The sequence below is a fragment of the Martinezella dioscoreae genome (assembly GCF_009176305.1).
Taxonomy (GTDB): domain Bacteria; phylum Pseudomonadota; class Alphaproteobacteria; order Rhizobiales; family Rhizobiaceae; genus Rhizobium; species Rhizobium dioscoreae.
This window is the reverse complement of sequence record NZ_BLAJ01000001.1, coordinates 112,605-133,635: the sequence shown is the minus strand read 5'-3', so window position 1 is coordinate 133,635 and position 21,031 is coordinate 112,605. Positions and strand designations below refer to the sequence as shown.

At 60.6% G+C, this 21,031-nt stretch carries 16 protein-coding genes and 1 pseudogene; 4 read left to right on the top strand and 13 right to left on the bottom strand.

Annotated features, from left to right (window positions below; all coding sequences use genetic code 11):
- Positions 1-3: 3 nt before the first annotated feature.
- The 3 genes from GDN47_RS00655 to GDN47_RS00645 form a co-directional block, all read right to left on the bottom strand.
- Positions 4-2,214, bottom strand: a complete 2,211-nt coding sequence (locus GDN47_RS00655; RefSeq protein ID WP_145631853.1) for a putative bifunctional diguanylate cyclase/phosphodiesterase — start codon at positions 2,212-2,214, stop codon at positions 4-6.
- Between the two features lie 110 nt (positions 2,215-2,324).
- A complete protein-coding gene (locus GDN47_RS00650) occupies positions 2,325-2,873 on the bottom strand; it encodes an NADPH-dependent FMN reductase (protein ID WP_173002424.1) in 549 nt (182 codons plus the stop codon).
- 71 nt (positions 2,874-2,944) lie between these two features.
- Positions 2,945-4,318 (bottom strand): GH1 family beta-glucosidase, encoded by a 1,374-nt coding sequence (locus tag GDN47_RS00645; protein WP_145631851.1) that lies wholly within the window; start codon positions 4,316-4,318, stop codon positions 2,945-2,947.
- 258 nt (positions 4,319-4,576) lie between these two features.
- Here GDN47_RS00645 and GDN47_RS00640 point away from each other — a divergent pair, with 258 nt between their 5' ends.
- Complete coding sequence (locus tag GDN47_RS00640; protein WP_113420185.1) at positions 4,577-4,981, top strand: DoxX family protein; 405 nt, start codon at positions 4,577-4,579, stop codon at positions 4,979-4,981.
- Between the two features lie 45 nt (positions 4,982-5,026).
- On the opposite strand, the gene GDN47_RS00635 is transcribed toward GDN47_RS00640, so the two are convergent.
- From GDN47_RS00635 to GDN47_RS00615, 5 genes are all read right to left on the bottom strand, one after another.
- Positions 5,027-6,214, bottom strand: coding sequence for a Gfo/Idh/MocA family protein (locus GDN47_RS00635; RefSeq protein WP_113354915.1), 1,188 nt, complete (start codon positions 6,212-6,214; stop codon positions 5,027-5,029).
- 288 nt (positions 6,215-6,502) lie between these two features.
- Entirely contained in the window at positions 6,503-7,558 is a 1,056-nt protein-coding gene (locus GDN47_RS00630) for a sugar phosphate isomerase/epimerase family protein (protein ID WP_152092500.1), read from the bottom strand.
- A gap of 266 nt (positions 7,559-7,824) precedes the next feature.
- Positions 7,825-8,772, bottom strand: coding sequence for a substrate-binding domain-containing protein (locus tag GDN47_RS00625; protein ID WP_069616012.1), 948 nt, complete (start codon positions 8,770-8,772; stop codon positions 7,825-7,827).
- A 69-nt stretch (positions 8,773-8,841) separates the two neighbouring features.
- On the bottom strand, positions 8,842-9,852 hold the full coding sequence (locus GDN47_RS00620; protein WP_145631847.1) for an ABC transporter permease: 1,011 nt from the start codon (positions 9,850-9,852) through the stop codon (positions 8,842-8,844).
- A gap of 58 nt (positions 9,853-9,910) precedes the next feature.
- Complete coding sequence (locus GDN47_RS00615) at positions 9,911-11,434, bottom strand: sugar ABC transporter ATP-binding protein (RefSeq protein ID WP_113354902.1); 1,524 nt, start codon at positions 11,432-11,434, stop codon at positions 9,911-9,913.
- Positions 11,435-11,601: 167 nt separating this feature from the next.
- Here GDN47_RS00615 and GDN47_RS00610 point away from each other — a divergent pair, with 167 nt between their 5' ends.
- Positions 11,602-12,627 (top strand): LacI family DNA-binding transcriptional regulator, encoded by a 1,026-nt coding sequence (locus GDN47_RS00610; RefSeq protein ID WP_113354899.1) that lies wholly within the window; start codon positions 11,602-11,604, stop codon positions 12,625-12,627.
- A gap of 12 nt (positions 12,628-12,639) precedes the next feature.
- Positions 12,640-13,043, top strand: a pseudogene (locus GDN47_RS00605) (VOC family protein).
- On the opposite strand, the gene xylA reads toward GDN47_RS00605, so the two are convergent.
- The 5 genes from xylA to GDN47_RS00580 form a co-directional block, all read right to left on the bottom strand.
- The gene (gene xylA, locus GDN47_RS00600; protein WP_113354892.1) at positions 13,034-14,344 is read right to left on the bottom strand and encodes a xylose isomerase; all 1,311 of its coding nucleotides are present in this window, start codon (positions 14,342-14,344) and stop codon (positions 13,034-13,036) included. The pseudogene GDN47_RS00605 and the gene xylA overlap by 10 nt on opposite strands.
- Before the next feature lie 167 nt (positions 14,345-14,511).
- Positions 14,512-15,969 carry a xylulokinase gene (gene xylB, locus GDN47_RS00595; RefSeq protein ID WP_113330559.1) on the bottom strand — a complete coding sequence of 486 codons (1,458 nt, stop codon included), beginning with the start codon at positions 15,967-15,969 and terminating at the stop codon, positions 14,512-14,514.
- Between the two features lie 37 nt (positions 15,970-16,006).
- Positions 16,007-17,032, bottom strand: coding sequence for a LacI family DNA-binding transcriptional regulator (locus GDN47_RS00590; protein WP_145631844.1), 1,026 nt, complete (start codon positions 17,030-17,032; stop codon positions 16,007-16,009).
- Positions 17,033-17,178: 146 nt separating this feature from the next.
- Positions 17,179-18,780: a DHA2 family efflux MFS transporter permease subunit gene (locus GDN47_RS00585; protein WP_113354880.1), complete on the bottom strand. Its 1,602-nt coding sequence runs from the start codon at positions 18,778-18,780 to the stop codon at positions 17,179-17,181.
- Between the two features lie 26 nt (positions 18,781-18,806).
- A complete protein-coding gene (locus GDN47_RS00580) occupies positions 18,807-20,027 on the bottom strand; it encodes an HlyD family secretion protein (RefSeq protein WP_113330562.1) in 1,221 nt (406 codons plus the stop codon).
- Between the two features lie 181 nt (positions 20,028-20,208).
- Here GDN47_RS00580 and GDN47_RS00575 point away from each other — a divergent pair, with 181 nt between their 5' ends.
- A complete protein-coding gene (locus tag GDN47_RS00575) occupies positions 20,209-20,889 on the top strand; it encodes a TetR/AcrR family transcriptional regulator (protein ID WP_113354877.1) in 681 nt (226 codons plus the stop codon).
- Positions 20,890-21,031 lie beyond the last annotated feature (142 nt).

The window sequence follows — 21,031 nt, the reverse complement described above, 5'->3', positions numbered from 1 at the left end:
ATATCAGGCGGCGGCGTGTTCTTCATCCAGTGCGGTTGCCATCTGTACCGCAAGCCGCTTGCTGATCTCGGCTTCCGGCATCGGCTTGCCATAGAAATAGCCCTGCAGCTCGTCGCAGCCAAAGCCCTCCAGCGCCCTTCCCTGCTCCTCGGTTTCTATACCTTCGGCCGTGACGGGAATGTCGAGTGACCGTGCCAGTGCCACGGTCGCCTTCACCATCTCGCGGGCGCGGTTGTCCTCCAGCACATTCATCGTCAGCGAGCGATCGATCTTGATGCGGTCGAAACCGAACTGGCGCAGATAGCCGATGGAGGAGAAGCCCGACCCGAAGTCATCGAGTGCCACCTTGACGCCGAGCCTCTTCAACCGCTCGATCGACTGACGGGTACGCTCCGGATTTTGAATGATATAGCCTTCGGTGATTTCCAGCGTCACGCGCTCGGCTTCGATTTCGGTACTGTTGAGCACGCTGCGGACGTAATCGGCGAAGGCGGGATTGCGGAACTGGCCCGGCGAAACGTTGACGGCAACACGCAGATCCGGCCAGTGCCGTGCCGCTTGGCAGGCCTTACGGAGAACCAGCAGGCCCAATGCCTCGATCAGGCCGCTGGTTTCGGCAATCGGAATGAAGGCCTCCGGCGAAATCGGTCCATGTCCGGGACGGTTCCAACGCACCAGCGCTTCGACCCCGATCATCTCGCAGCTCGAGGCATCAACCAGAGGCTGGTAGGCGAGCGTCAGTTCCTCCATCTCGATCGCGCGACGCAGATCGAGCTCCAGCGCATTGCGTTCCTCGCGATGCGCATCCATGGCTGTCTCGTAGCAGGTCATGCGGGCGCGGCCGGCTTCCTTGGCCTTGTACATGGCAAGATCGGCGCGTCGCACCAGTTCCTCACGGTCGATGCGGCCTTCGGGCGAGCTTGCGATGCCGATGCTGGCGCCGACCACGACCACCCGGCGGCCGATCTCCAGAGGCTCGGCAAGGAAATCCAGGATTTGCTCAGCCAACCGCAAAGCTGGGGCGTCATTAAGCTCCTTCGTCGGGAAGGCGATGGCGAATTCATCGCCTCCAAGGCGCGCCAAGGCCGCCTGCGGTGGCACGAGAACCTTGAGCCCAGCGGCTACCGCGCGGATGAGCTGATCGCCGGTGCCATGCCCGTAGGCGTCGTTGATTTCCTTGAAACCATCGAGATCTAGGTAGAGAAGCAGGACGTTGGTGCCGTCGGAGCGCGCCCGATCGACCAGACGATCCACATCGAGCCGCAATCCCTCACGATTGAGGAGCCCGCTCAGCCGGTCGCGAAGCGAGACCTGCCGTGCCTGAACTTCCTCCGCCCGCAGCCGGCGCCCCGCCATCGATCCCAGGATTAGCAGCACGACGAAGAACAGACCCACCAGACCAAGCGCGCCGAGCACCAATGGGCGGACCTGCTGATAGCTCATATCCCCCGGCTGGCGCGAGCTCCACACCAACCGTCCCAGCGACTTGCCGAGCGGATCGACGATGGAGACGGCATATCGGGCGACGGTATCCGGCGGCACCAGCGTCAAACCGCTGATGACATAGGTGTTGGCGAGCATCTTGATCCGGTCGGCGTCAAGGTAACGGACGAGGATCAGATAGCGCCGATGACCTTCTGCCACCGGAATGCGACCGGATCTTTCGCGGATCGTCGCGGCCCCGGCGGCGGCGATACCATCTCTGGTCATGATGTAGCCCGCAGCTTCCGGTACCCCAGTCACACGCGTTGTTCGCGCCTGATCGACGAGCGCCCAGACGGCCGCACCGAGGACATCCTCGATATTCTCGGTCAATGGCTGGCCATCGTGGTAAGCAACAATCGGCTTGTTGTTGTCGTCCACGATGATGGCAGTATCGAACAACGCGCCGTTGGAGGAGATGTCGCCATAATTGCCGACGATCCAATTTTGATTATCGGTCCCATAGACATTTCGCGCCGCATCGTTGCGGGCGGAATGGTCATGCAGTGTCGCTTCCAGCTGTCCCTGAAAGGTTTTCAATGCCCCGACGGTCGTTTCCCAGGAGCGCTCGTCGTCCAGCTTGTTGGAATAATCGGCAACGCGTCCGATAGCGGTAAGAACCATCAAGGTCACGACGGCAACGATCAGGGCGAAGCAAATCAAAACGGCCGTCACAATGGAATGACGACCGATCTGTGCATTTTTCTGCAGGGACTTGGAAATTGCTCCCAACACCTTTTCTCCTTGGCGGAGAAGTCTGCCGTCAGGTCTTCAATAAACGGTTAAGGCGAATTGGAGATTCCTACAGGAAAGAGTTGTATATCTGCCGAAACCGGAAGAATTCATGCCTTAGTGGCAATCGCACGCGCGAAACGGCTTAGACTTGCGGATAAAAGGCCGCTTTCTCGGGCCTCCAGCAGCATCGCGGCCTGCATCTCATCGCTCTTGCCTGCAACCGGCAGGCGCAAGAAAGCGTCTTCAACAATATGCAGCGACATGGTCTGCAAGACATCGGTGAGCTGTGCCAAGACGAGATCGCCACGATGCGATGCGTGAGCAAACATCAGCGGCTTGAACGGCACCTCGTGGCGCGACACCAGCCAGTCCAGCGCGTTCTTCAAGCCGCCGGGTATGCCGTGGGCATATTCCGGGCACGACACGATCAAACCATCTGCCTTACCGATCTCCGCCGCCAATCTCTCGACGATAACAGGTGTTCGCTCACCCTCATTATCCGGATTGAAGATCGGCAATTCACCGATCAGATCACAAATCGCAATGGTGATGCCTTCGGGGCACGCGAACCGCAGCGCCTCCAGCAGCCTGCGGCTGGCCGAAGCCTGCCGCAGGCTGCCGCAAAGCGCATAAAGAAAAATCGGCCGCTGGATCATGCGCGATGTCTATCAGGCCTCGCCGATTCGAGCGATAGCCACCCTCCCCTTGAGGGAGAGCCAGGACAACATCAGACCGCCTTGTGGTTACCCCTCGGAAACTGCGAGGCAAGCTCCCTGTACCACTTGCCGCTCTTCTTGATGGTGCGCATCTGGGTCTCGTAATCGACATGCACGAGGCCGAAGCGCATGCGATATCCCTCAGCCCATTCGAAATTGTCCATCAGGCTCCAGGCGAAGTAGCCGCGCATCGGATACCCATCCTTGATGAGATCGGCGACGACACCCAGATGCTCGATATAATAATCGAGGCGCGGCTGGTCATCGACCTCGCCGTTGACGACGCCCATGTTGTAGCAGGCACCGTTTTCGGTGATGTAGCACTCCGGCAGCTCGTAGCGCTTGTTGAGATCCTCGACGACGTGCTTCAGGCCCGGTGCATAGATTTCCCAGCCGATATCGGTTTTCACGTCGCTTGCTGGCGGCGCTTCCTTCGTCCCGGGGAAATCACCGCTCCTGGAGGCGTCGTCGGAGACGCGCATCGGCATATAGTAGTTCAGGCCCCACCAATCGAGCTTCTGGTTGATGGTCTTGAGATCACCCTCCTCGATGACAGGCATGCGATCGCCGAGCGCCTCGACGAATTCCTTCGGATATTCGCCCTTGAAGATTGGATCGAAGAAAGCGCCATTGTGGAACTGATGCGCGCGTTCTACCGCGGCCAAATCCTCGGGGGTGTCGGAGCCCGGCAGGATCGAAGCGGCGTTCAGCACGATGCCGACAGACACCTTCGGCGCGACGGAGCGGATCGCCTCGACGCCAAGGCCGTGGGCAAGGTTCATATAGTGCATCGCATAGAGCGCCGCCTGCATATTGCGCTCGCCGGGCGCATGGACGCCATAGAGGTGGCTCAGCCAAACGATACACCAAGGCTCGTTGAAGGTGGCGACAGAATCCAGGCGGTCGCCGAGGCGGGCCATGACGGTCTTGGTGTAGCGCTGGAAGGCATGCGCCGTCGAGCGCGCCGTCCAGCCGCCATCGCCGGCAAGCGCCAGCGGCAGATCCCAATGGTAGAGGGTCGCGAAAGTCTTGATGCCGCGCGCCTTGCAGCCATCCACCAGGCGATCATAGAAATCGAGGCCGGCTTCGTTCACCGGGCCGGTGCCTTCGGGGATGATACGCGGCCAGGCGATCGAGAAGCGATAAGCCTCGACCCCCATGTCCTTGATCAGATCGAGATCCTGCTCCAGACGGTTATAGTGGTCGCAGGCGATGTCGCCATTATTGCGCTGATAGACGCGGCCCGGCATGTTGGCGAAAGCATCCCAGATGGATGGCTTGCGGCCGTCGGCCTTGGTGGCACCCTCGATCTGGAAGGCGGCGGTGGCAACACCGAATGTGAAATCGCCGGGGAAGCGATCGGCAAGAAGCTTCGGATCGATCATGGTGAAAATCCCGTCTGTTATGGCTTCGTTGGCTGCGGTTTAGCCAAGCGGCATGACAAAGTACAGTGCCGGCACGGGAAAACTGCAACGTTGCAGGCGCCGACAAACCAGGCCGGCGAAAGGCGCCTGAAAAAACTTCACCGGCAGCAGCAACACTCTTCGCACGGCTTGATAACAGCAATGTCAACAGTCGTGACTTGTCTTTCGGCTTGGGATCAATTGAGGGTAGCAGCCAAACTTGACAGTGAAAGGACACAAATGCTCCCTGCGATCCACGCCCTCCACCCTCATCTGCTGAGTCTCCTGCGCATTGTCGCCTCGCTCGTGCTCTTCAGCTATGGAACGCAGAAGGTGCTGCATTTCCCGGCGGCCGAAAATGTGCCCGCTGTCGGATCGCTGTCCTGGATCGCCGGCCTACTCGAACTCACTCTCGGCTTCCTCGCCCTGATCGGCTTCAAGACGCGGATTGCAGCGTTCATTCTGTCAGGCCTGATGGCCTTTGCCTATTTCCTGCGTCATGCGCCGCAGAGCTTCTATCCCGCCCAGAACGGCGGCACATCTGCTATCCTCTTCTGCTTCATCTTCCTGTTTCTCGCCAGCGCCGGCGGTGGCCCGCTGAGTGTCGACGCGCTGACCAAGCGCAGGCAGGACATCGCCGTCTGAATAAGCAGGTTCGAGGCGGCAAAACCGCCTCGAACCTCCCCAAACCTAGAGCTTGACCCAGGCGCCATTGCGCTTCGAGGACGCGACGCAGGCTTCGACGAAAGCCACACCTTTCACACCGTCATCGACGGTCGGATAGATCACGGCAGGATCGATGGCCACGCCCTTCTTACGGGCGTTGATGGCACGCGCAGCCTCGGTATAGATTGTCGCGAAAGCTTCCAAATAGCCTTCCGGATGGCCCGAGGGTATGCGCGAGACGCGCGCGGCTGCAGCGCCGGAGCCGGCACCGTTGCGGGTGATCAGCCGCTTCGGCTCGCCAAACGGCGTGTACCAAAGATAGTTCGGATCGGCCTGCGTCCACTCGATGCCGCCCTTGGTGCCGTAAACGCGGAGCTTCAACCCATTCTCATGGCCGGGCGCCACCTGGCTGCACCACAGCATGCCCTTTGCCGGCTTTTCCTTGCCCTTCGCCTTGAAGCGCAGCAGCACATGGCCGTTATCATCGAGGCGACGTCCTTCAACGAAGCTGTCGAGATCGGCGGCAAGACTGTCGAGCTCGAGACCAGTCACGAAGGAAGCGAGATTATAGGCATGCGTGCCGATATCGCCGGTGGAGCCGCCGACGCCCGACTGGGCCGGGTCGGTACGCCAGGCCGCCTGCTTCTGGCCGGACTGCTCGATATTTTCCGTCAGCCAATCCTGCGGATATTCCGCCTGCACAACGCGGATATCACCAAGCTCGCCATTGGCGATCATCTCGCGCGCCTGGCGGATCATCGGATAGCCGGTGTAATTATGCGTGAGGATGAAGAGCGCTCCACTCTCGTCGGCCACCTTCTTGAGCTTCTTGGCGTCGGCAAGATTGGATGTCAGCGGCTTGTCGCAGATGACATGGATGCCGCGCCGCAGGAATTCCTTGGCGGCGTCATAATGGACATGGTTCGGCGTGACGATCGAAACCGCCTCGATGCCGTTCTTCAGCTTCGCTTCGCGGATCGCCATGTCACGGTAGCTGGAATAGGTGCGCGAGGGATCGAGACCGAGATCGCGGCCGGATGCCTGAGCCTTTTCCGGCGAAGACGAGAGCGCGCCGGCGACGAGGTCGAACTGGTCGTCAATGCGCGCGGCGATACGATGCACTGCGCCGATGAAAGCGCCGGCGCCGCCGCCCACCATGCCGAGCCGGATGCGCGGCTCCCGCGTCTGTTCCGATGATCCTTCGATTGCCATTTTGTCCTCCTAAATGAACTAAAATTCGCATTTTGGATGCCTGTCGTTCCAAGCCACCCGCCTCGCCCTTCGAGGGCCTTGCAGGCCACCTCAGGGTGAGGCTGGTCTACCGCGCCAGCATCACATCCTTCCAACTAGCGATGCCTAAGATGGCTCTAGTGGAGTTTCGCGAGAGCTCGCTCCGCCCTCATCCTGAGGTGCGGAGCCTCCTGAGCTCTGCGAAGGAGTGAAGCCTCGAAGGAAGAGGCGGCCTGGGCAGCATTCTCTCCCCGTTGGGGAGAAGAGAAATTACGACAGCCCCAGCATGCGCCGGTTCGCCGCCTGGTCCGTGCCACTGCCGGCGAAGTCATCGAAGGCCTTTTCCGTGACGCGGATGATGTGCGCCTTGACGAATTCGGAGCCTTCGCGGGCGCCGTCTTCGGGATGCTTCAGCGCGCATTCCCATTCGACCACGGCCCAGCCGTCGAAATTATTGGCGGTCATCTTGGAGAAGACGGCGCCGAAATCGACCTGGCCGTCACCCAGCGAGCGGAAACGGCCTGCGCGCTCGACCCAGCCCTGATAGCCGCCATAGACACCCTGGCGTCCTGTCGGATTGAACTCCGCATCCTTGACGTGGAACATCTTGATGCGGTCCTTGTAGATGTCGATGTTCTCGAGATAATCGAGGCACTGCAGGACGTAGTGCGAGGGATCGTAGAGCATGTTGGCGCGCGGATGGTTTTTCACGCGCTCCAGGAACATCTCGAAGGTGATGCCGTCATGCAGGTCTTCGCCGGGATGGATCTCGTAGCAGACGTCGACGCCGTTCTTGTCGGCATGGTTGAGGATCGGCGTCCAGCGGCGGGCAAGCTCCTCGAAAGCGGTCTCGACAAGGCCAGCCGGGCGCTGCGGCCAGGGATAGATGAAGGGCCAGGCGAGCGCACCGGAGAAGGTCGCATGCGCCTTGATGCCGAGATGCTTCGACGCCGTCAGCGCCATCTTCACCTGTTCGACCGCCCATTCCTGCCGAGCCTTCGGATTGCCCCGCACTTCCGGAGCGGCAAAACCATCAAAGGCTTCATCATAGGCCGGATGCACGGCGACGAGCTGGCCCTGGAGGTGGGTGGAAAGTTCGGTGACCTCGACGCCGTTGGCGCGGGCGACGCCGGCGAATTCGTCGCAGTAATCCTTCGAAGAGGCTGCCTTCTTCAGGTCGATGAGCTGGCTTGCCCAGGTCGGAACCTGCACGCCGATATAGCCGACGTCAGCTGCCCATTTCGTGATCGAATCCCACGAGTTGAACGGTGCCGCATCGCCGGCGAACTGGCCGAGAAACAGGCCCGGTCCCTTGATCGTCTTCATCTGTATTTCCTCCCTAATCGCGTTCTGTAAACGTTTCCGATGCCTTTCGGACCCATATCCGAGGCGGCTGAGGTGCCGCAGCCTCCAAAAACTATAGGGTCGTCGGGCTGAAAGTCGAATGCCCTGCGACCTAATCACGGCACGCCACAGACGGCAAGAGGTACGTGCCGCAAAATTTCCATCCACCGCAAAACGGGGCTGACGGAACACTTAAAAAACGCCCGCCGAAACCGGCGGGCGCCCTTGAAGATGAACCGAGGAACCGATCAGAACGGTGAATCGGGGAAGTAGAAGTCCTTGGCATTGTCCTTGGTGACGAGCGTCGCATCCAGGATGTAGTTGCCGCGAACCGGAACCTGATCGTAGAAGTTGGCAGCCGTCAGTTCCATGGCGGTGCCGACCATTGCCGGCGGGTAAAGGACGTCGACCGGGATCAGCTTGTCGCCATCCATGACCTTCTTGATCATGTCCTTCGAGCCGGCGCCGGCGATGATATACTTGATATCGGTACGCTTGGCCTGCTCGATTGCCTGCAGAACGCCGACGGCCATGTCGTCATCCTGGCACCAGACGACGTCGATCTTCGGGAACTTGGTGAGGTAGTCCTGCATGACCTTGAAGGCGTCGTCTCGGTTCCAGTTGCCATACTGGCGGTCAAGAACCTTGACGTTCGAGCCGGCAATGCCCTTGTCGAAGCCGTCCTGGCGCTGCTGATCGATCGGGATCGGCAGGCCGCGGATGACGACGACCTGGGCATCCGGCGTGTTGGCCTTGATGTATTCGCCCGCGACCTGGCCGAGCGCCGGATTGTTGCCGGCGACATAGAGGTCACGTACGGAATTGTCGTTGTTGCTCGGCGCACGGTCGACGAGCGCCACGAACTTGCCCTTGTCCTTGACTTCCTTGATGGCATTGACGAGCGGATCGGGATCCGACGGCAGGATGACGAGCGCATCGATACCCTGTGTTTCAAGGTCCTGCACGGCGTTTGCCTGGCTCGCCGCGTCAGGCGAGGTCTTGACGATGACGTTCAGCCCCGGATGCTCCGCCATCAAGAGCTTGGCGACGCGCTCGGCATGGAAGACCACGCCCGAGGTCCAGCCGTGGTCGGCGGCCGGAATGGAAACGCCGATCGTTACCTTCTTGTCCTCGGCATGGACCGTGCCGGCCAGAGCCGCCATCACGACAGCCAAGCCTATGAGTCTCTTTCGCATATTTCTTCCTCCCAGATAGAGACAGGGCCTTGTCACCAAGAACCGGGCGCCCCCTGACCCGGCTATTCGCTATTTGCGGGCGAGTGAACGCTGAACCAGCATGGCGATGATGATGATCGCGCCCTGGATGGCGTTCAGCAGATACTCGCTGATGAAATTGGAAAGCAGCATGATGTTGCCGACGAGCTCCAGGATGAAGGCGCCACAGATCGTGCCCCATACCCTGCCCGCTCCGCCCTTCAGCGCCGTGCCGCCGACGACGACCGCGGTGATCGCCTGCAGCTCCCAGAGACTGCCCGTCGTCGCCGACGTCGAACCAAGCCGCGGCACATAGAGAAGCACGGCGATCGACACGCACAGGCCTTGGATGACAAAGGCGACGGTGCGCACGCGATTGACCGCCACGCCGGAATAGCGCGCAACGTCGCGATTGGAACCGACGGCGATAACATGCCGCCCATAGCGGGTGCGGTAGAGAATGAAGGCCGCAATGCCGGTGACGACAAGAATGACCACGATCGGCACCGGCACACCAAACACGGTGCCATAATAGGCGGGCTTGTAGAGCGCCTGCAGATTGGCCGGACGCAAGGTGATCGCACCACCCTGCGACAGCCAGGTCGTCAAACCGCGATAGACACCCATGGTGCCGAGCGTCGCAATGAAAGGCTCGATCTTGCCAACGGTCGTGATCAGCCCGTTGGCGAGGCCGCAGAGCACACCCGCAACGACTGAAAACAATATTGCCGCCACCAGCATCAGGGCGGGATCGGCGATGGCGCCCGAATTCATCAGGAGGATCATCAGGCTCGCAACGAAGGCAACCATCGCGCCGACAGACAGATCGAGATCGCCGGCCGAGATGACGAAGGTGGCACCAACCGCGATGATGGCGATGAAGGCGCATCTCGTCGCAACATTGGTGAGATTGGTAATGCCGATGAAGTTCGGATTGACCAGCGCGCCCACGATCAGAAGCAGCACCAAGGCTGCAAACGGCGCCACGGCCCTAAGATCGACATCCCGCCAGGAGCGCCCCCGCCGGCCTGTCTTGCCGCTGCTGTCTTCACCCACGCTCATAACCAAAACCAACCTCCCGTCCCATGATTGCTGGGAATTCGCCTTGCTCCGCCGCCCTTCAGGCAGCCGTCTTTTTCTTCAGGCCCGCCGCATAACGCATGATTTCCTGCTCGGTGATCTCTTCGCCTTCGAGCACGCCGACGATCCGGCCCTCCCGCATCACGGCAACCCGTGTGCAAAGCCCGATGACCTCGGGCATTTCCGAAGAGATCACAATGATCGAATGACCGTCGCGCGCCAGCGCGGAAATGAAATGATAGATCTGCTGCTTCGTACCCACATCGATGCCGCGCGTCGGCTCGTCGATGATGATGATCTGCGGCTCGGTCTCCATGATCTTCGCCAGAAGCAGCTTCTGCTGGTTGCCGCCGGACATGCGGCCGGCAACGATATTGCCGTCACGTACGCGTATATCAAAACGGCGGCGCGCTCGCGCCAGCGCATCGGCCTCGCTGGAGGCGCTCAGATAGCCGAACTTGCCATGCCGGTCGAGCGACTGCAGGGTCAGATTGACGATCATGCCGGAATTCAGAAGCAGACCCTTCGACTTGCGGTCCTTCGTCATATAGGCAAGCCCGGCATCGATGGCCGCATGCACATCATGCGGCGGCACCGTTTGGCCGTTGGCGACGACCTCGCCGGAGACACGCGAGCGCAGACCGACGATCGCTTCCATCAGCTCCGTGCGTCCGGAGCCGATCATGCCGGAAAAGCCCAATATCTCACCCTTGCGCAGCTCGAAGCTCGCATCGTGGACATAACCCGTCGAAACCGAGCTGACGCTGAGCACCACCTTCTCGTCGACATCCGGCTCGTTCTTGGCCGGATAAAGACTGGAAAGCTCGCGCCCGACCATTAGCTGGGCGATCGATTCACCATCGAGCAGCGAGGTCGGTGATGTCTTCACCCATTGGCCGTCGCGTAGCACCGTGACGCGATCCGTCAGTTCCATGACCTCATCGAGCTTATGGGAGACGAAGACGAAGCTCGTTCCCTGGTCGCGTAGCTTGCGAACCTGCTTGAACAGGAAATTGGTCTCCTCGCGCGAGAGAACAGCTGTCGGCTCGTCCATGAAGACGATGCGCGCATCGCGGCTGATCGCCTTTGCGATCTCCACCATCTGCTTGTCGGCGATGGAGAGCGTGCTGATGATAGCATTCTCATCGACATGCGAGCCGAGAAGGTCGAGCACGCGCCGCGTTTCCGCGCGCATGAGCTTGCGGTCGAGCACGCCGAAGCGCGTGACTTCGCGGCCAAGAAATAGACTCTCGGTGACGGTCAGATGTTCCGCAAGATTGAATTCCTGATGGATGATGACGATGCCGAGCGCCTCCGCGGCGCCGTTCGGCGGCAGCTTTACCGGCTTGCCATCGAGGAGGATTTCGCCCGAGGTCGGCTGCTCGAAACCGGAGAGAACTTTTACCAGCGTCGACTTGCCGGCACCGTTTTCGCCCATCAGCGCATGGATTTCGCCGGCCCGAAGATCGAAGTTGACGCTGAACAGCACCTGCACGCCGTTAAAGGACTTGGAAATCCCTCTCGCAGACAGCACGACCGCACCGTCGACGGCTTCCGAACTCATTGAATCCTCCCTGCGGTCCCACCCGCTTTCCACGCTATGTAAACCTTTACATACATCGTGTAAAGGTTTACATCATTGGATATCGTACAAAATTTCGCGGTTACCTTTGACCTCCACGTAAGTCTGTGTAGTCTCCAGCCCGAGACGAGACCCCAAGGCAGAGCGCAGTGTCGAATTCCACGCCCGCAACTATCGAAGACGTCGCCCGAATTGCCAATGTTTCGATAGCAACGGTTTCGCGGGCCATCCATACTCCAGAGAAAGTCGCCAATTCGACGCGGCTGAAAGTCAATCAGGCTATCGCCGTTACCGGTTATACTACCAATGCCATGGCGCGCAGCCTGAGACTCGGCCGCTCGAACATGATTCTCGTCGTGGCGCCCGATATCGGCGATCCCAATTTCTCGAATATTTTGATCGGTCTGGAAAACGAGGCGCGTTCGCACGGCTATGGCATCCTGATCGGCCACACGCAGAACGATGCCCAGCGCGGCCTGGAATATCTGAAGTTCCTGAACTCCAACCAGGCGGCGGGATTGATCCTCTTCACCGGCATCTTGCCCTTCGGACATCAGACGATGACAGCGCGGTTGCCGCCGAGCGTCGGTGTCTTCGAACCGGTCTTCAACGGCGGCATCCCTTATGTCGGCGTCGACGATATTGCCGGCGCGCGCAAGGCCGTGGACCTCCTGATTGCCGAGGGCCATCGCAAGATCGCCTTCATCGGCGATTCCCGCACCCGCCTCGCCTATAGCCGCCGGCGCATGGGTTACGAGGCCGGACTGGATGCGGCCGGCATCGGACAGGACCTGCGCATCGTCTTGGACGGCGACGGCACCATCGAGAGCGGGCGACTCTCCGTCGAGCAGCTTTTCATGCGAGACACGCTCCCGACGGCCTTCATGTGTGTCAACGACCAGACCGCGATCGGCGTGATGATCGGCCTGAAGGCACGCGGCTACGATATCCCCGAGGATTTTTCGGTAACCGGCTTCGACGACGTGCCCCAAGCCGTCTTCATGACGCCATCGCTGACGACGATCCGGCAACCCCGCACCGCCATCGGCAAGCATGCGATGGCGCTTCTGCTGGAACTGCTTTCGGATGGCGAGCCGGCCGAGACGGAGATCCTGCTGCGGCCGGATCTGATCGTGCGGAACTCGGTCGGAGCTCCGCCGCGCAGTCGGCGCTAGGCAGTCGCAGCGATGTCGCTTGGCAGAATCACCCTCTATGTCCGCGACGTCGAAGCGACGATCAGCTTTTACGAGAAGCATTTCGGATTCAAGCCACTCCGCCTGGAGGGCGATCGGATTGTTGAGCTGCTCGCGCGGCATGGCGGCGCCAATCTGATGATCCATCCAGCGGGTAAGGCGCAGAAAATGGGACAGGTGCTGGTCAAGCTGGTCTTCGACGTCGAGCATGTCGAAGCTTTCCGCGCTAAGTGTGCTGAAGAGGGGCTGGAGTTCGGACCCTTGCATCAGCCGACGGCTATGTTTTCGCCAATGCCAAGGATCCCTCAGGGAATCCCATAGCCATTTCCAGCCGCGCCTTCGGGCTCAAATCGGGAGGCAATGAAACACCGCCTCCCGAAACTGCCGATCAAACGTAGCGATTGACGATGTTTTCCAGCAGTTCCTGCTTGCCGGACTTCGGCTGCGGGTTGACGTCCTTGGTCTCGACCCACTGGGCGATCTGGTCGAGCGAATATTCGCCGCGCAGCAGCTTCTGGCCTTCGGCCGAATCCCAGCCGGCGTAACGGTCGGCGAGCGGCTTGGAGAGCGCCTTGTCTTCGATCATCTTGGCAGCAGCCTTCAGGCCGCGGGCGCAGCAATCCATGCCGCCGATGTGGCCGATGAGCAGGTCTTCCGGGTCGAGCGACTGACGGCGCAGCTTGGCGTCGAAGTTCGTGCCGCCGGTCTTGAACCCGCCGCCTGCCAGAACCTGGTAATAGGCCAACGTCATTTCCGGAACGTTGTTCGGGAACTGGTCGGTATCCCAGCCGGACTGGTAGTCATTGCGGTTCATGTCGATGGAGCCGAAGATGCCCAGCGCATTGGCAAGCGCCAGTTCGTGCTCGAAGGAATGACCGGCAAGGATCGCATGACCCTGCTCGATATTGACCTTCACCTCGTTTTCGAGGCCGTACTTCTTGAGGAAGCCGTAGACCGTGGCGACATCGTAGTCATACTGATGCTTGGTCGGCTCCTGCGGCTTCGGCTCGATGAGGATCGTGCCCTTGAAGCCGATCTTGTGCTTGTATTCGACGACGAGATTGAGGAAACGACCCATCTGGTCCATTTCGCGCTTCAGGTCGGTGTTGAGCAGCGTCTCATAGCCTTCGCGGCCGCCCCAGAGAACATAGTTTTCGCCATTGAGCTTGTGCGTGGCGTCCATGCAGGTCTTCACGGTCGCAGCCGAGAAGGCGAAGACATCCGGATCCGGATTGGTCGCAGCGCCCGACATGAAGCGGCGGTTGGAAAAGAGGTTTGCCGTGCCCCAGAGCAGCTTTACGCCGGTATCGGCCTGCTTCTTGGCGAAGTAGTCGACGATCTCGTTGAGGTTCCTGGTGTTCTCGGCGAAATTCTTGCCTTCCGGACGCACGTCGGCATCGTGGAAGCAGTAATAGGGAGCGCCGAGCAGCGTGAAGAATTCGAAGGCGACATCGGCCTTCAGCTTGGCGGCTTCCATCGTCTCGTTGAACCAGGGGCGCAGGAAGGTCTGGCCGCCGAAGGGATCGCCGCCCGGCCAGGTGAAGGTGTGCCAGTAGGCGACGGCGAAACGCAGATGGTCTTCCATGCGCTTGCCGGCAACGACTTCGTCCTTGTTGTAATAGCGGAAGGCCAGCGGATTGGTGCTGTCCGGGCCTTCGTATTTTACCTTGCTGATGTCACCAAAAAATCCGGTGCTCATGTCTCATCTCCTTGGGTTTGGTGTTTCGGTATTGTTTTGTCACTTTGATGCCCCTCATCCGACCCTTCGGGCCACCTTCTCCCCGAGGGGAGAAGGTATGGGTGACCGCAGTAAGCTCCGTCGTCCCCTCTCCCCTCGGGGAGAGGGCTAGGGTGAGGGGGTTGACCTCAAACCATGCTCAGCGGCTTGATTGCCGGATAAACCGCCCGATAGCGCTTGTAGGCATCCGCATAAGCATCCGTCAGGGACGCAACCGGATCGATCGTGCCGGCCGTCTGCGGCGGGGTGCAGACTGCAACCGGGTCGGCGCCGGTCGCCGCAATCAGGCCGAGGCGTGCGGCACCGAAAGCGGCACCGAAATCGCCGTCCGCCGGCAGGTCGACGGGTACGCCGAGCGCAGTGGCGATCGAAGCCAGCCAGTAGCGCGAACGCGAGCCGCCGCCGATTGCGGTCACGCGCGCGATGTCGGTGCCGGCCGAACGCAGCGCTTCCAGATTGTCGCGAATGGCGAAGGACACGCCTTCGAGCACGGCTTGCGTCAGCACGGCGCGGCCGCTTTCATGGCCGAGACCGATGAAGGCGCCGCGGATGGTAGCGTCGTTGTGCGGCGTGCGCTCGCCCGAGAGATAGGGAAGGAAAGTAACGCTGGTCGGCGCCTTCAGCGTCTCACCAAGCTCTGTGGTGAGTTCGGCAGCGGATTTGCCCGTCACATGCGAATGCCAGTTCAGTGCATCGGTTGCCGAGAGGATGACGCCCATCTGATGCCAGGTATTCGGCAGTGCGTGGCAGAACGCATGCACGGCGCTTTCCGGCTTCGGCAGATAGGAACCGTTGGCGGCAAAGAGCACGCCAGACGTGCCGAGCGAAACGAAAGCAGCGCCGTGGCTCACCGTACCCATGCCGCAGGCCGAGGCCGCATTGTCGCCTGCCCCGCCGGCAACGACGACATCGCCGGCAATGCCCCATTTCGAGGCCAGCTCGCCACGCAGCTTGCCGGCGACCTCAGTGCCTTCGACCAGCGTCGGCATCTGCTTCTCATCGAGATTGGTCGCCGCCAACAGCTCGGACGACCATTTGCGTTTGCCGGTATCGAGCCATGACGTGCCGGCGGAGTCGGACATTTCCGACATGTGCTCGCCCGTCAGCCAAAGGCGCAGATAATCCTTCGGCAACAGCACCCAACGCACTCTAGCGAAAATCTCCGGCTCATGCTTGGCGACCCAGGCGAGCTTCGGTGCTGTAAAGCCGGGGAAGACGATATTGCCGGTCAGCGCGCGGAAACGTGGATCGGCGTCGAGGGCGGCGGCTTCCTGGTAGCTACGGGTATCGTTCCAGAGGATGCAGGGCCGCAGCACCTTGTCATCGGCATCGAGCAGCGTCGCACCATGCATCTGGCCGGAAAGGCCGATACCGCGCACGGCCGCCAGCTCCTTCGGATGCGCAGCCTTCAGCCCCGCAACTGCTTCTTCCGTCGCGCGAATCCAATGGGCCGGCTCCTGCTCGGACCAGCCGGGATGCGGGCGCGACACGTCAAGCCCGCCATTGGCGGAGCCGATGATCTTCTGATTGCCGTCGATCAGCATCGCTTTGACGCCGGAGGTTCCGAGATCGAGACCCAAATACATCAGATATTACTCCCTATGCTCTGCCGCGTTCGAATGCTCAGGGCAGATTATCCTTCAAGAAAATGTCGAGCCGTATGCGCTCCTGATCGGCAATGACGGCCTGACCGTCGGCTGTTGCCTTCATGACGCGGATGGCGCTGCGGACTTCATGGCCGGCATCCTGATTGAGGACGGCATCGATCGTGCCGTCCAACAGCGCCGCCCGGGTATGCTGCGTCAGTTCATGCACGACCACCGTCAGCTCACGCTCGGGCCGCACGGCTTTCAGGGCCGCAATCAGACCACGGTTGCCGGCACCGAGGCTGTAGATGCCGATGATGCTCTTATTTGCGGAGAGCGCCTTTGAAACGAGCGATCGGGCCTGTTCGGGATCGTCACGTCCTTCCAGCACAGGCAGCAGCCGCAGCTTGGGAAACTCCTCTGCCATCACGGCAGAAAAGCCCTGCAGGCGCTCGCGATGATCGCGCACCAGCATCGAGCCGGCGAGAACGGTAAGATCGCCTTCACGACCGCCCAGGAAGCGCCCGAGCAGCCGCGCGGCTGTCCGTCCGGCGGCGATATTGTCGATTCCCGCATAGTGATGGCGGGCGGAATCGGTGAGATCCGAGACCAGCGTAATGACGGGAATACGCTCCGACACGAGACGGTCGACGGCGGTCCGCACTTCCGGCGCATCGGTCGCCACGAGAGCGACGCCGGCGATATCCTGCCCCTGCAAAGTGTTCAGCGCCGTAACCAGCGCCGGCACATCGAACGGCGGCACCTCGACGATGCGGATATCGGTGCGCTCTATGCTGGCCCGCAAGGTTGCCTGATGCACCTCGAATCGCAGCCCATGCATGAAGGAATTATCGCCGGTCGGCACAATGAAAACAAGAGGATAGACACGGCTCTTGGCCAGGTTGGCAGCAGCGACATCGCGGATATAGCCGATCTGCCGGATAGCGGCTTCCACCTTCTCCCGCGTCACCAGCCGCACGCCTGGCCGCTGGTTGAGGACTCGGTCCACAGTGGCGAGGCTGACGCCCGCAGCAGCGGCGATGTCATGCACGGTCGGTCTCATGGGTTCCTCCTGCGGAAACCCTTACTGCGATTTTTGATGTACGTAAATCAAAAATTTCGGGCCGGTGAATTTTTCCAAACGACCCCCAAATGAAAAAGGCCCCTCCGAGGAGGGGCCATGCCTTGGGAGCATTATCAAGAGCCGGATTAGTGGCCTCCGCCACCACCGCCCGCCGCATTCGGCTTGCTGAGCATCAGAACGCCGAGGATCATCGCGAGAAACAGCACGGTCAGCATCAGGAAAATATCCCCGAAGGACATCACGACCGCCTGCCGCGTCGCCATATTGACCATTTGCTTGAGGGCGGCCTGATCACCGTCCAAGCCCGCTGCATTGAAGCTGGCGGCCATGTTGTTCAATTGGGTAACAGCCGCATGGCTGCCCCAATGAACATGGTCGCGAAGGTTGAAATAATGCTGGTCCTGCCGGTTCGTCAGAAGCGTGTTGATGATCGCAAGACCAACCGCTCCGCCAAGGTTACGCGTGAGATTGAACAGGCCCGAGGCACCGCGCATACGGGCGGGCGGCATGGTTCCGAGCGCGATATTGTTGATCGGCACCATGCAGAGCATCAGACCGAAACCGCGCAGAATTTGCGGGATGAGCAACTCCCAGAAATCCCAGTCCACCGTCAGGTGCATCATGATGTAGGTGCCGGCCGAGAAACTGGTGAAGCCGATGATCATCAGGATGCGCAGATCGACCTTGCTCGACAGGAAGCCGGCCAGCGGCGCCGTGAAGAACATGGTGAGGCCGGAGACAAACATCGTCTCGCCGATCTGCAGCGAATCGTAGCCGCGAATGCGCGCGAGATAGAGCGGGTAGATGTAGGTCAGGCCATAGAGGCCGATGCCCATGACGAAGGAGAACATCGACCCGAAGGAGAAGTTCTTGTTCGTGAAGGCTCTGAGATCGACCACAGGGAATTCGACCGTGAAGGCGCGGTAGAAGAAAATCACGGCGCCGACAGCGGATGCGATGGCACCCGCAACGATGTAATTGTCGTTGAACCAGTCGTTCGTATTGCCTTCCTCAAGCACATATTCCAGCGCGCCGAGGAAAACACCCATCGAAATCAGGCCCCACCAGTCGAACTTCTTCATCAGCGACAGCTCGGGCTTGTCGAAGTCGATGAAATTCCAGGTGACGATGGCAACGATGATACCGGGAGGAATATTGACCAGGAACAGCCAGTGCCAGGAGAAGGCATTGGACAGATAGCCGCCGACGGTCGGGCCGATGGTCGGCGCAAGCGTCGCGATGAGGCCGATGATCGGCGAGACGACGTTGCGCTTGGACGGCGGAAAGATGGTGAAGGCTGCCGCAAAGACCGAGGGGATCATGCCGCCGCCGATGAAGCCCTGCAGGGCGCGGTAGATGATCATCTGATCGATATTGGTGGCGGTCGCGGCAAGCGCGCTCGATATGGTAAAGCCGGCGGCCGAGATCGCGAAGAGATAGCGCGTGGAAATGATGCGCGCCAGCGTTCCCGATAGCGGGATCATGATGACTTCGGCGATCAGATAAGCGGTCTGCACCCAGCCGATTTCATCCGAGCCGGCGCTGAGGCCGGCCTGGATTTCGCTGAGCGAGGCGGAGACGATCTGAATGTCGAGGATCGACATGAACATGCCGAGCACCATCGCCAGAAAGGCGATGAGCTTTCTCGGCTCGATATGGTCAGCCGCAGGCGCGGCTGGGCCGGCCGCGCGTGGGGACGACCCGGCTGTAGTGCTGGCGGACGACATGGCGCGTCTCTCCCGAGCTCGATCGTTTACTTGTCCGGCGCCGTGCGGGTATCGACGTCGACGACGACGCTGAGGCCTGCGCGCAGACGGCCGGTATTGAGCGCGTCCTGTGGCAATGCGATACGGACAGGCACGCGTTGGATGATCTTGGTGAAGTTACCTGTCGCGTTTTCCGGAGGCAGCAGCGAGAAGACTGAGCCGGAGGCCGGCGAGATCGATTCTACGGTGCCGACGATCGGATGATCGCTGAAGGCATCGACGTGAACATTGACCTTGGAGCCGGGAACCAGATGCTGGATCTGCGTTTCCTTGAAATTCGCATCGATATAGAGCTGCTTGGTCGGTACGATCGCCATCAGCTTCTGACCGGGGGAAACGAGATCGCCTTCCTGCACCGAGCGATTGCCGACGATGCCGTCATAAGGCGCCTTCAGCACGGTGAAGGACAGGTCGCGGGCAGCCTTGTCGCGCGCGGCTTCGAGACCCTTGATCGTGCTTTCGGCCTGGCGGCGCTGGGCCTGCAGCAGGTTGATGTTGGCCTGTGCGGATGCGATGGCGGCGTCGCCGCCGACCAGATTGGCCTTGGCCTGATCCAGCGCGATATTGGCGCTGTCCAAAGCGGCCGTGGTGCCGACCGACTTCGACTGCAGTTCAGCAGCGCGCGTCTGGGTAATCTGGGCGCCGCGGACCGTGGCTTCCAGGGCAACCTTCTGCGCCTGCGACTGGGCAAGGGCTGCCTGGCCGGCAGCGATCTGTGCATCGATGGTATGGAGTGAAAGCTGCTCGGTGTCGAGCGAGGCCTGAGCCTGGCCGAGCGCAAGCTTGTAGTCGCCGTCGTCGAGCGTTGCGAGCACGTCGCCGGCCTTGACCTGCTGGTTGGCCACGACGTTTACCTTGGCGACATAGCCCGTTACCTTCGGCGATATCGTGGCGATGTCGCCGCCGATATAGGCGTCATCGGTGGAGACCATGAAGCGGCCGTTCGTCCACCAGTCATAGCCATACCAGCCACCGGCTGCGAGAGCCGCGACGATGATGATCGGAAAAACCAGGCTGCGCCGCTTTTTCTCCGATGGCGGTGGGGCCGCAGGGGCCGGAGCAGCAGGCGCAGCCTGGGCGGGGGCAGGGTTGCTGCGCGTTTCGGCCGCTGGAGCCTCGGCAGGCGCACCGGTTTCCCGGGCTTCCACTTCTGCATCAGCGGGCTCGTTCACGATGCGCGCTACATTGTTTCCATGACTTGACGACATTTCCCTACCACCGAAAATCTGGCAAAATAATCGAACCGAACGGTTCGGTTCAATTGACATAGAGCCTTTCTCACGCCATATCAAGAGATATCGAACTGAGCGGTTCGATTTATTTCGCGAATCTGTTTAAGATTCAGAAAAAGTGATCGAGTATCGCGTAAAGGAGACAGTGAAAGAGCCGATGAAACACGAATCCCAAAATGCCGCCGTATTGAACGCGCCTGCGCCGGGCTCCGGTGGGCGCTGGGCAGCCGGCGAGGACCCTGCCAAGCGTCATCAGATTCTCGAAGGCGCCAAGCGTGTCTTTATGAAAATGGGCTTCGATGCGGCGAGCATGAACGATGTCACCCGCGAGGCGGGCGTTTCCAAGGGCACTCTCTACGTCTATTTTGCCAACAAGGAAGATCTGTTCGCCGCCATGATGGAGAGCGAGCGCACCCATTTCGTCAACCTTGTCCGCAATGCCCTTTCAGACGAAGCGGATGTCACGACCTCGCTTTATGATTTCGGCATCGTCTTCGTCACGCACGTCACCTCGGATAAGACCATCAGCGCAATGCGCACGGTCATCGGCGTGCGCGAACGCATGCCCTCGCTCTGTCAACGCTTCTTCACCGGCCCCGAAAATCTGCGCACGGTGCTGCGCGGCTTCCTCGAGCGGCAGGTTGCCGCCGGCCATCTCAAGATCGACGACTTCGACATGGCTGCCCGCCACTTCCTGGAAATGGCCAGCGGCGGCTATTTCAAGCTGCGGCTCTTCGGCGACATGGAACAGCCGCCGTCGAAGGAAGAGATCGACTATGTCGTGCGCGGCGCCGTCCGCGTCTTCCTGGCGGGCTACGGTCCGGATCGCAGGGATTAGAGCAATTCCAGGGAAAGTGTGCAGCGGTTTTTCGCCCGGAATTGCGTGAATAGAGCGGTTCGGAGATTCCGTGAAAAACTGAACTGCTCTGGGATGAACAGGCCTCTCCCGCTGGCCGCAACGGTGTAGTCATTCAACTCCG

Coding starts and splice junctions, on each gene's coding strand:
- GDN47_RS00630 (WP_152092500.1), bottom strand. CDS start 7,558: ATGAAGACGATCAAGGGACCGGGCCTGTTTCTCGGCCAGTTCGCCGGC.
- GDN47_RS00645 (WP_145631851.1), bottom strand. CDS start 4,318: ATGATCGATCCGAAGCTTCTTGCCGATCGCTTCCCCGGCGATTTCACA.
- GDN47_RS00635 (WP_113354915.1), bottom strand. CDS start 6,214: ATGGCAATCGAAGGATCATCGGAACAGACGCGGGAGCCGCGCATCCGG.
- xylB (WP_113330559.1), bottom strand. CDS start 15,969: ATGTATTTGGGTCTCGATCTCGGAACCTCCGGCGTCAAAGCGATGCTG.
- GDN47_RS00650 (WP_173002424.1), bottom strand. CDS start 2,873: ATGATCCAGCGGCCGATTTTTCTTTATGCGCTTTGCGGCAGCCTGCGG.
- xylA (WP_113354892.1), bottom strand. CDS start 14,344: ATGAGCACCGGATTTTTTGGTGACATCAGCAAGGTAAAATACGAAGGC.
- GDN47_RS00625 (WP_069616012.1), bottom strand. CDS start 8,772: ATGCGAAAGAGACTCATAGGCTTGGCTGTCGTGATGGCGGCTCTGGCC.
- GDN47_RS00585 (WP_113354880.1), bottom strand. CDS start 18,780: ATGTCGTCCGCCAGCACTACAGCCGGGTCGTCCCCACGCGCGGCCGGC.
- GDN47_RS00575 (WP_113354877.1), top strand. CDS start 20,209: ATGAAACACGAATCCCAAAATGCCGCCGTATTGAACGCGCCTGCGCCG.
- GDN47_RS00580 (WP_113330562.1), bottom strand. CDS start 20,027: ATGTCGTCAAGTCATGGAAACAATGTAGCGCGCATCGTGAACGAGCCC.
- GDN47_RS00640 (WP_113420185.1), top strand. CDS start 4,577: ATGCTCCCTGCGATCCACGCCCTCCACCCTCATCTGCTGAGTCTCCTG.
- GDN47_RS00590 (WP_145631844.1), bottom strand. CDS start 17,032: ATGAGACCGACCGTGCATGACATCGCCGCTGCTGCGGGCGTCAGCCTC.
- GDN47_RS00615 (WP_113354902.1), bottom strand. CDS start 11,434: ATGAGTTCGGAAGCCGTCGACGGTGCGGTCGTGCTGTCTGCGAGAGGG.
- GDN47_RS00620 (WP_145631847.1), bottom strand. CDS start 9,852: ATGAGCGTGGGTGAAGACAGCAGCGGCAAGACAGGCCGGCGGGGGCGC.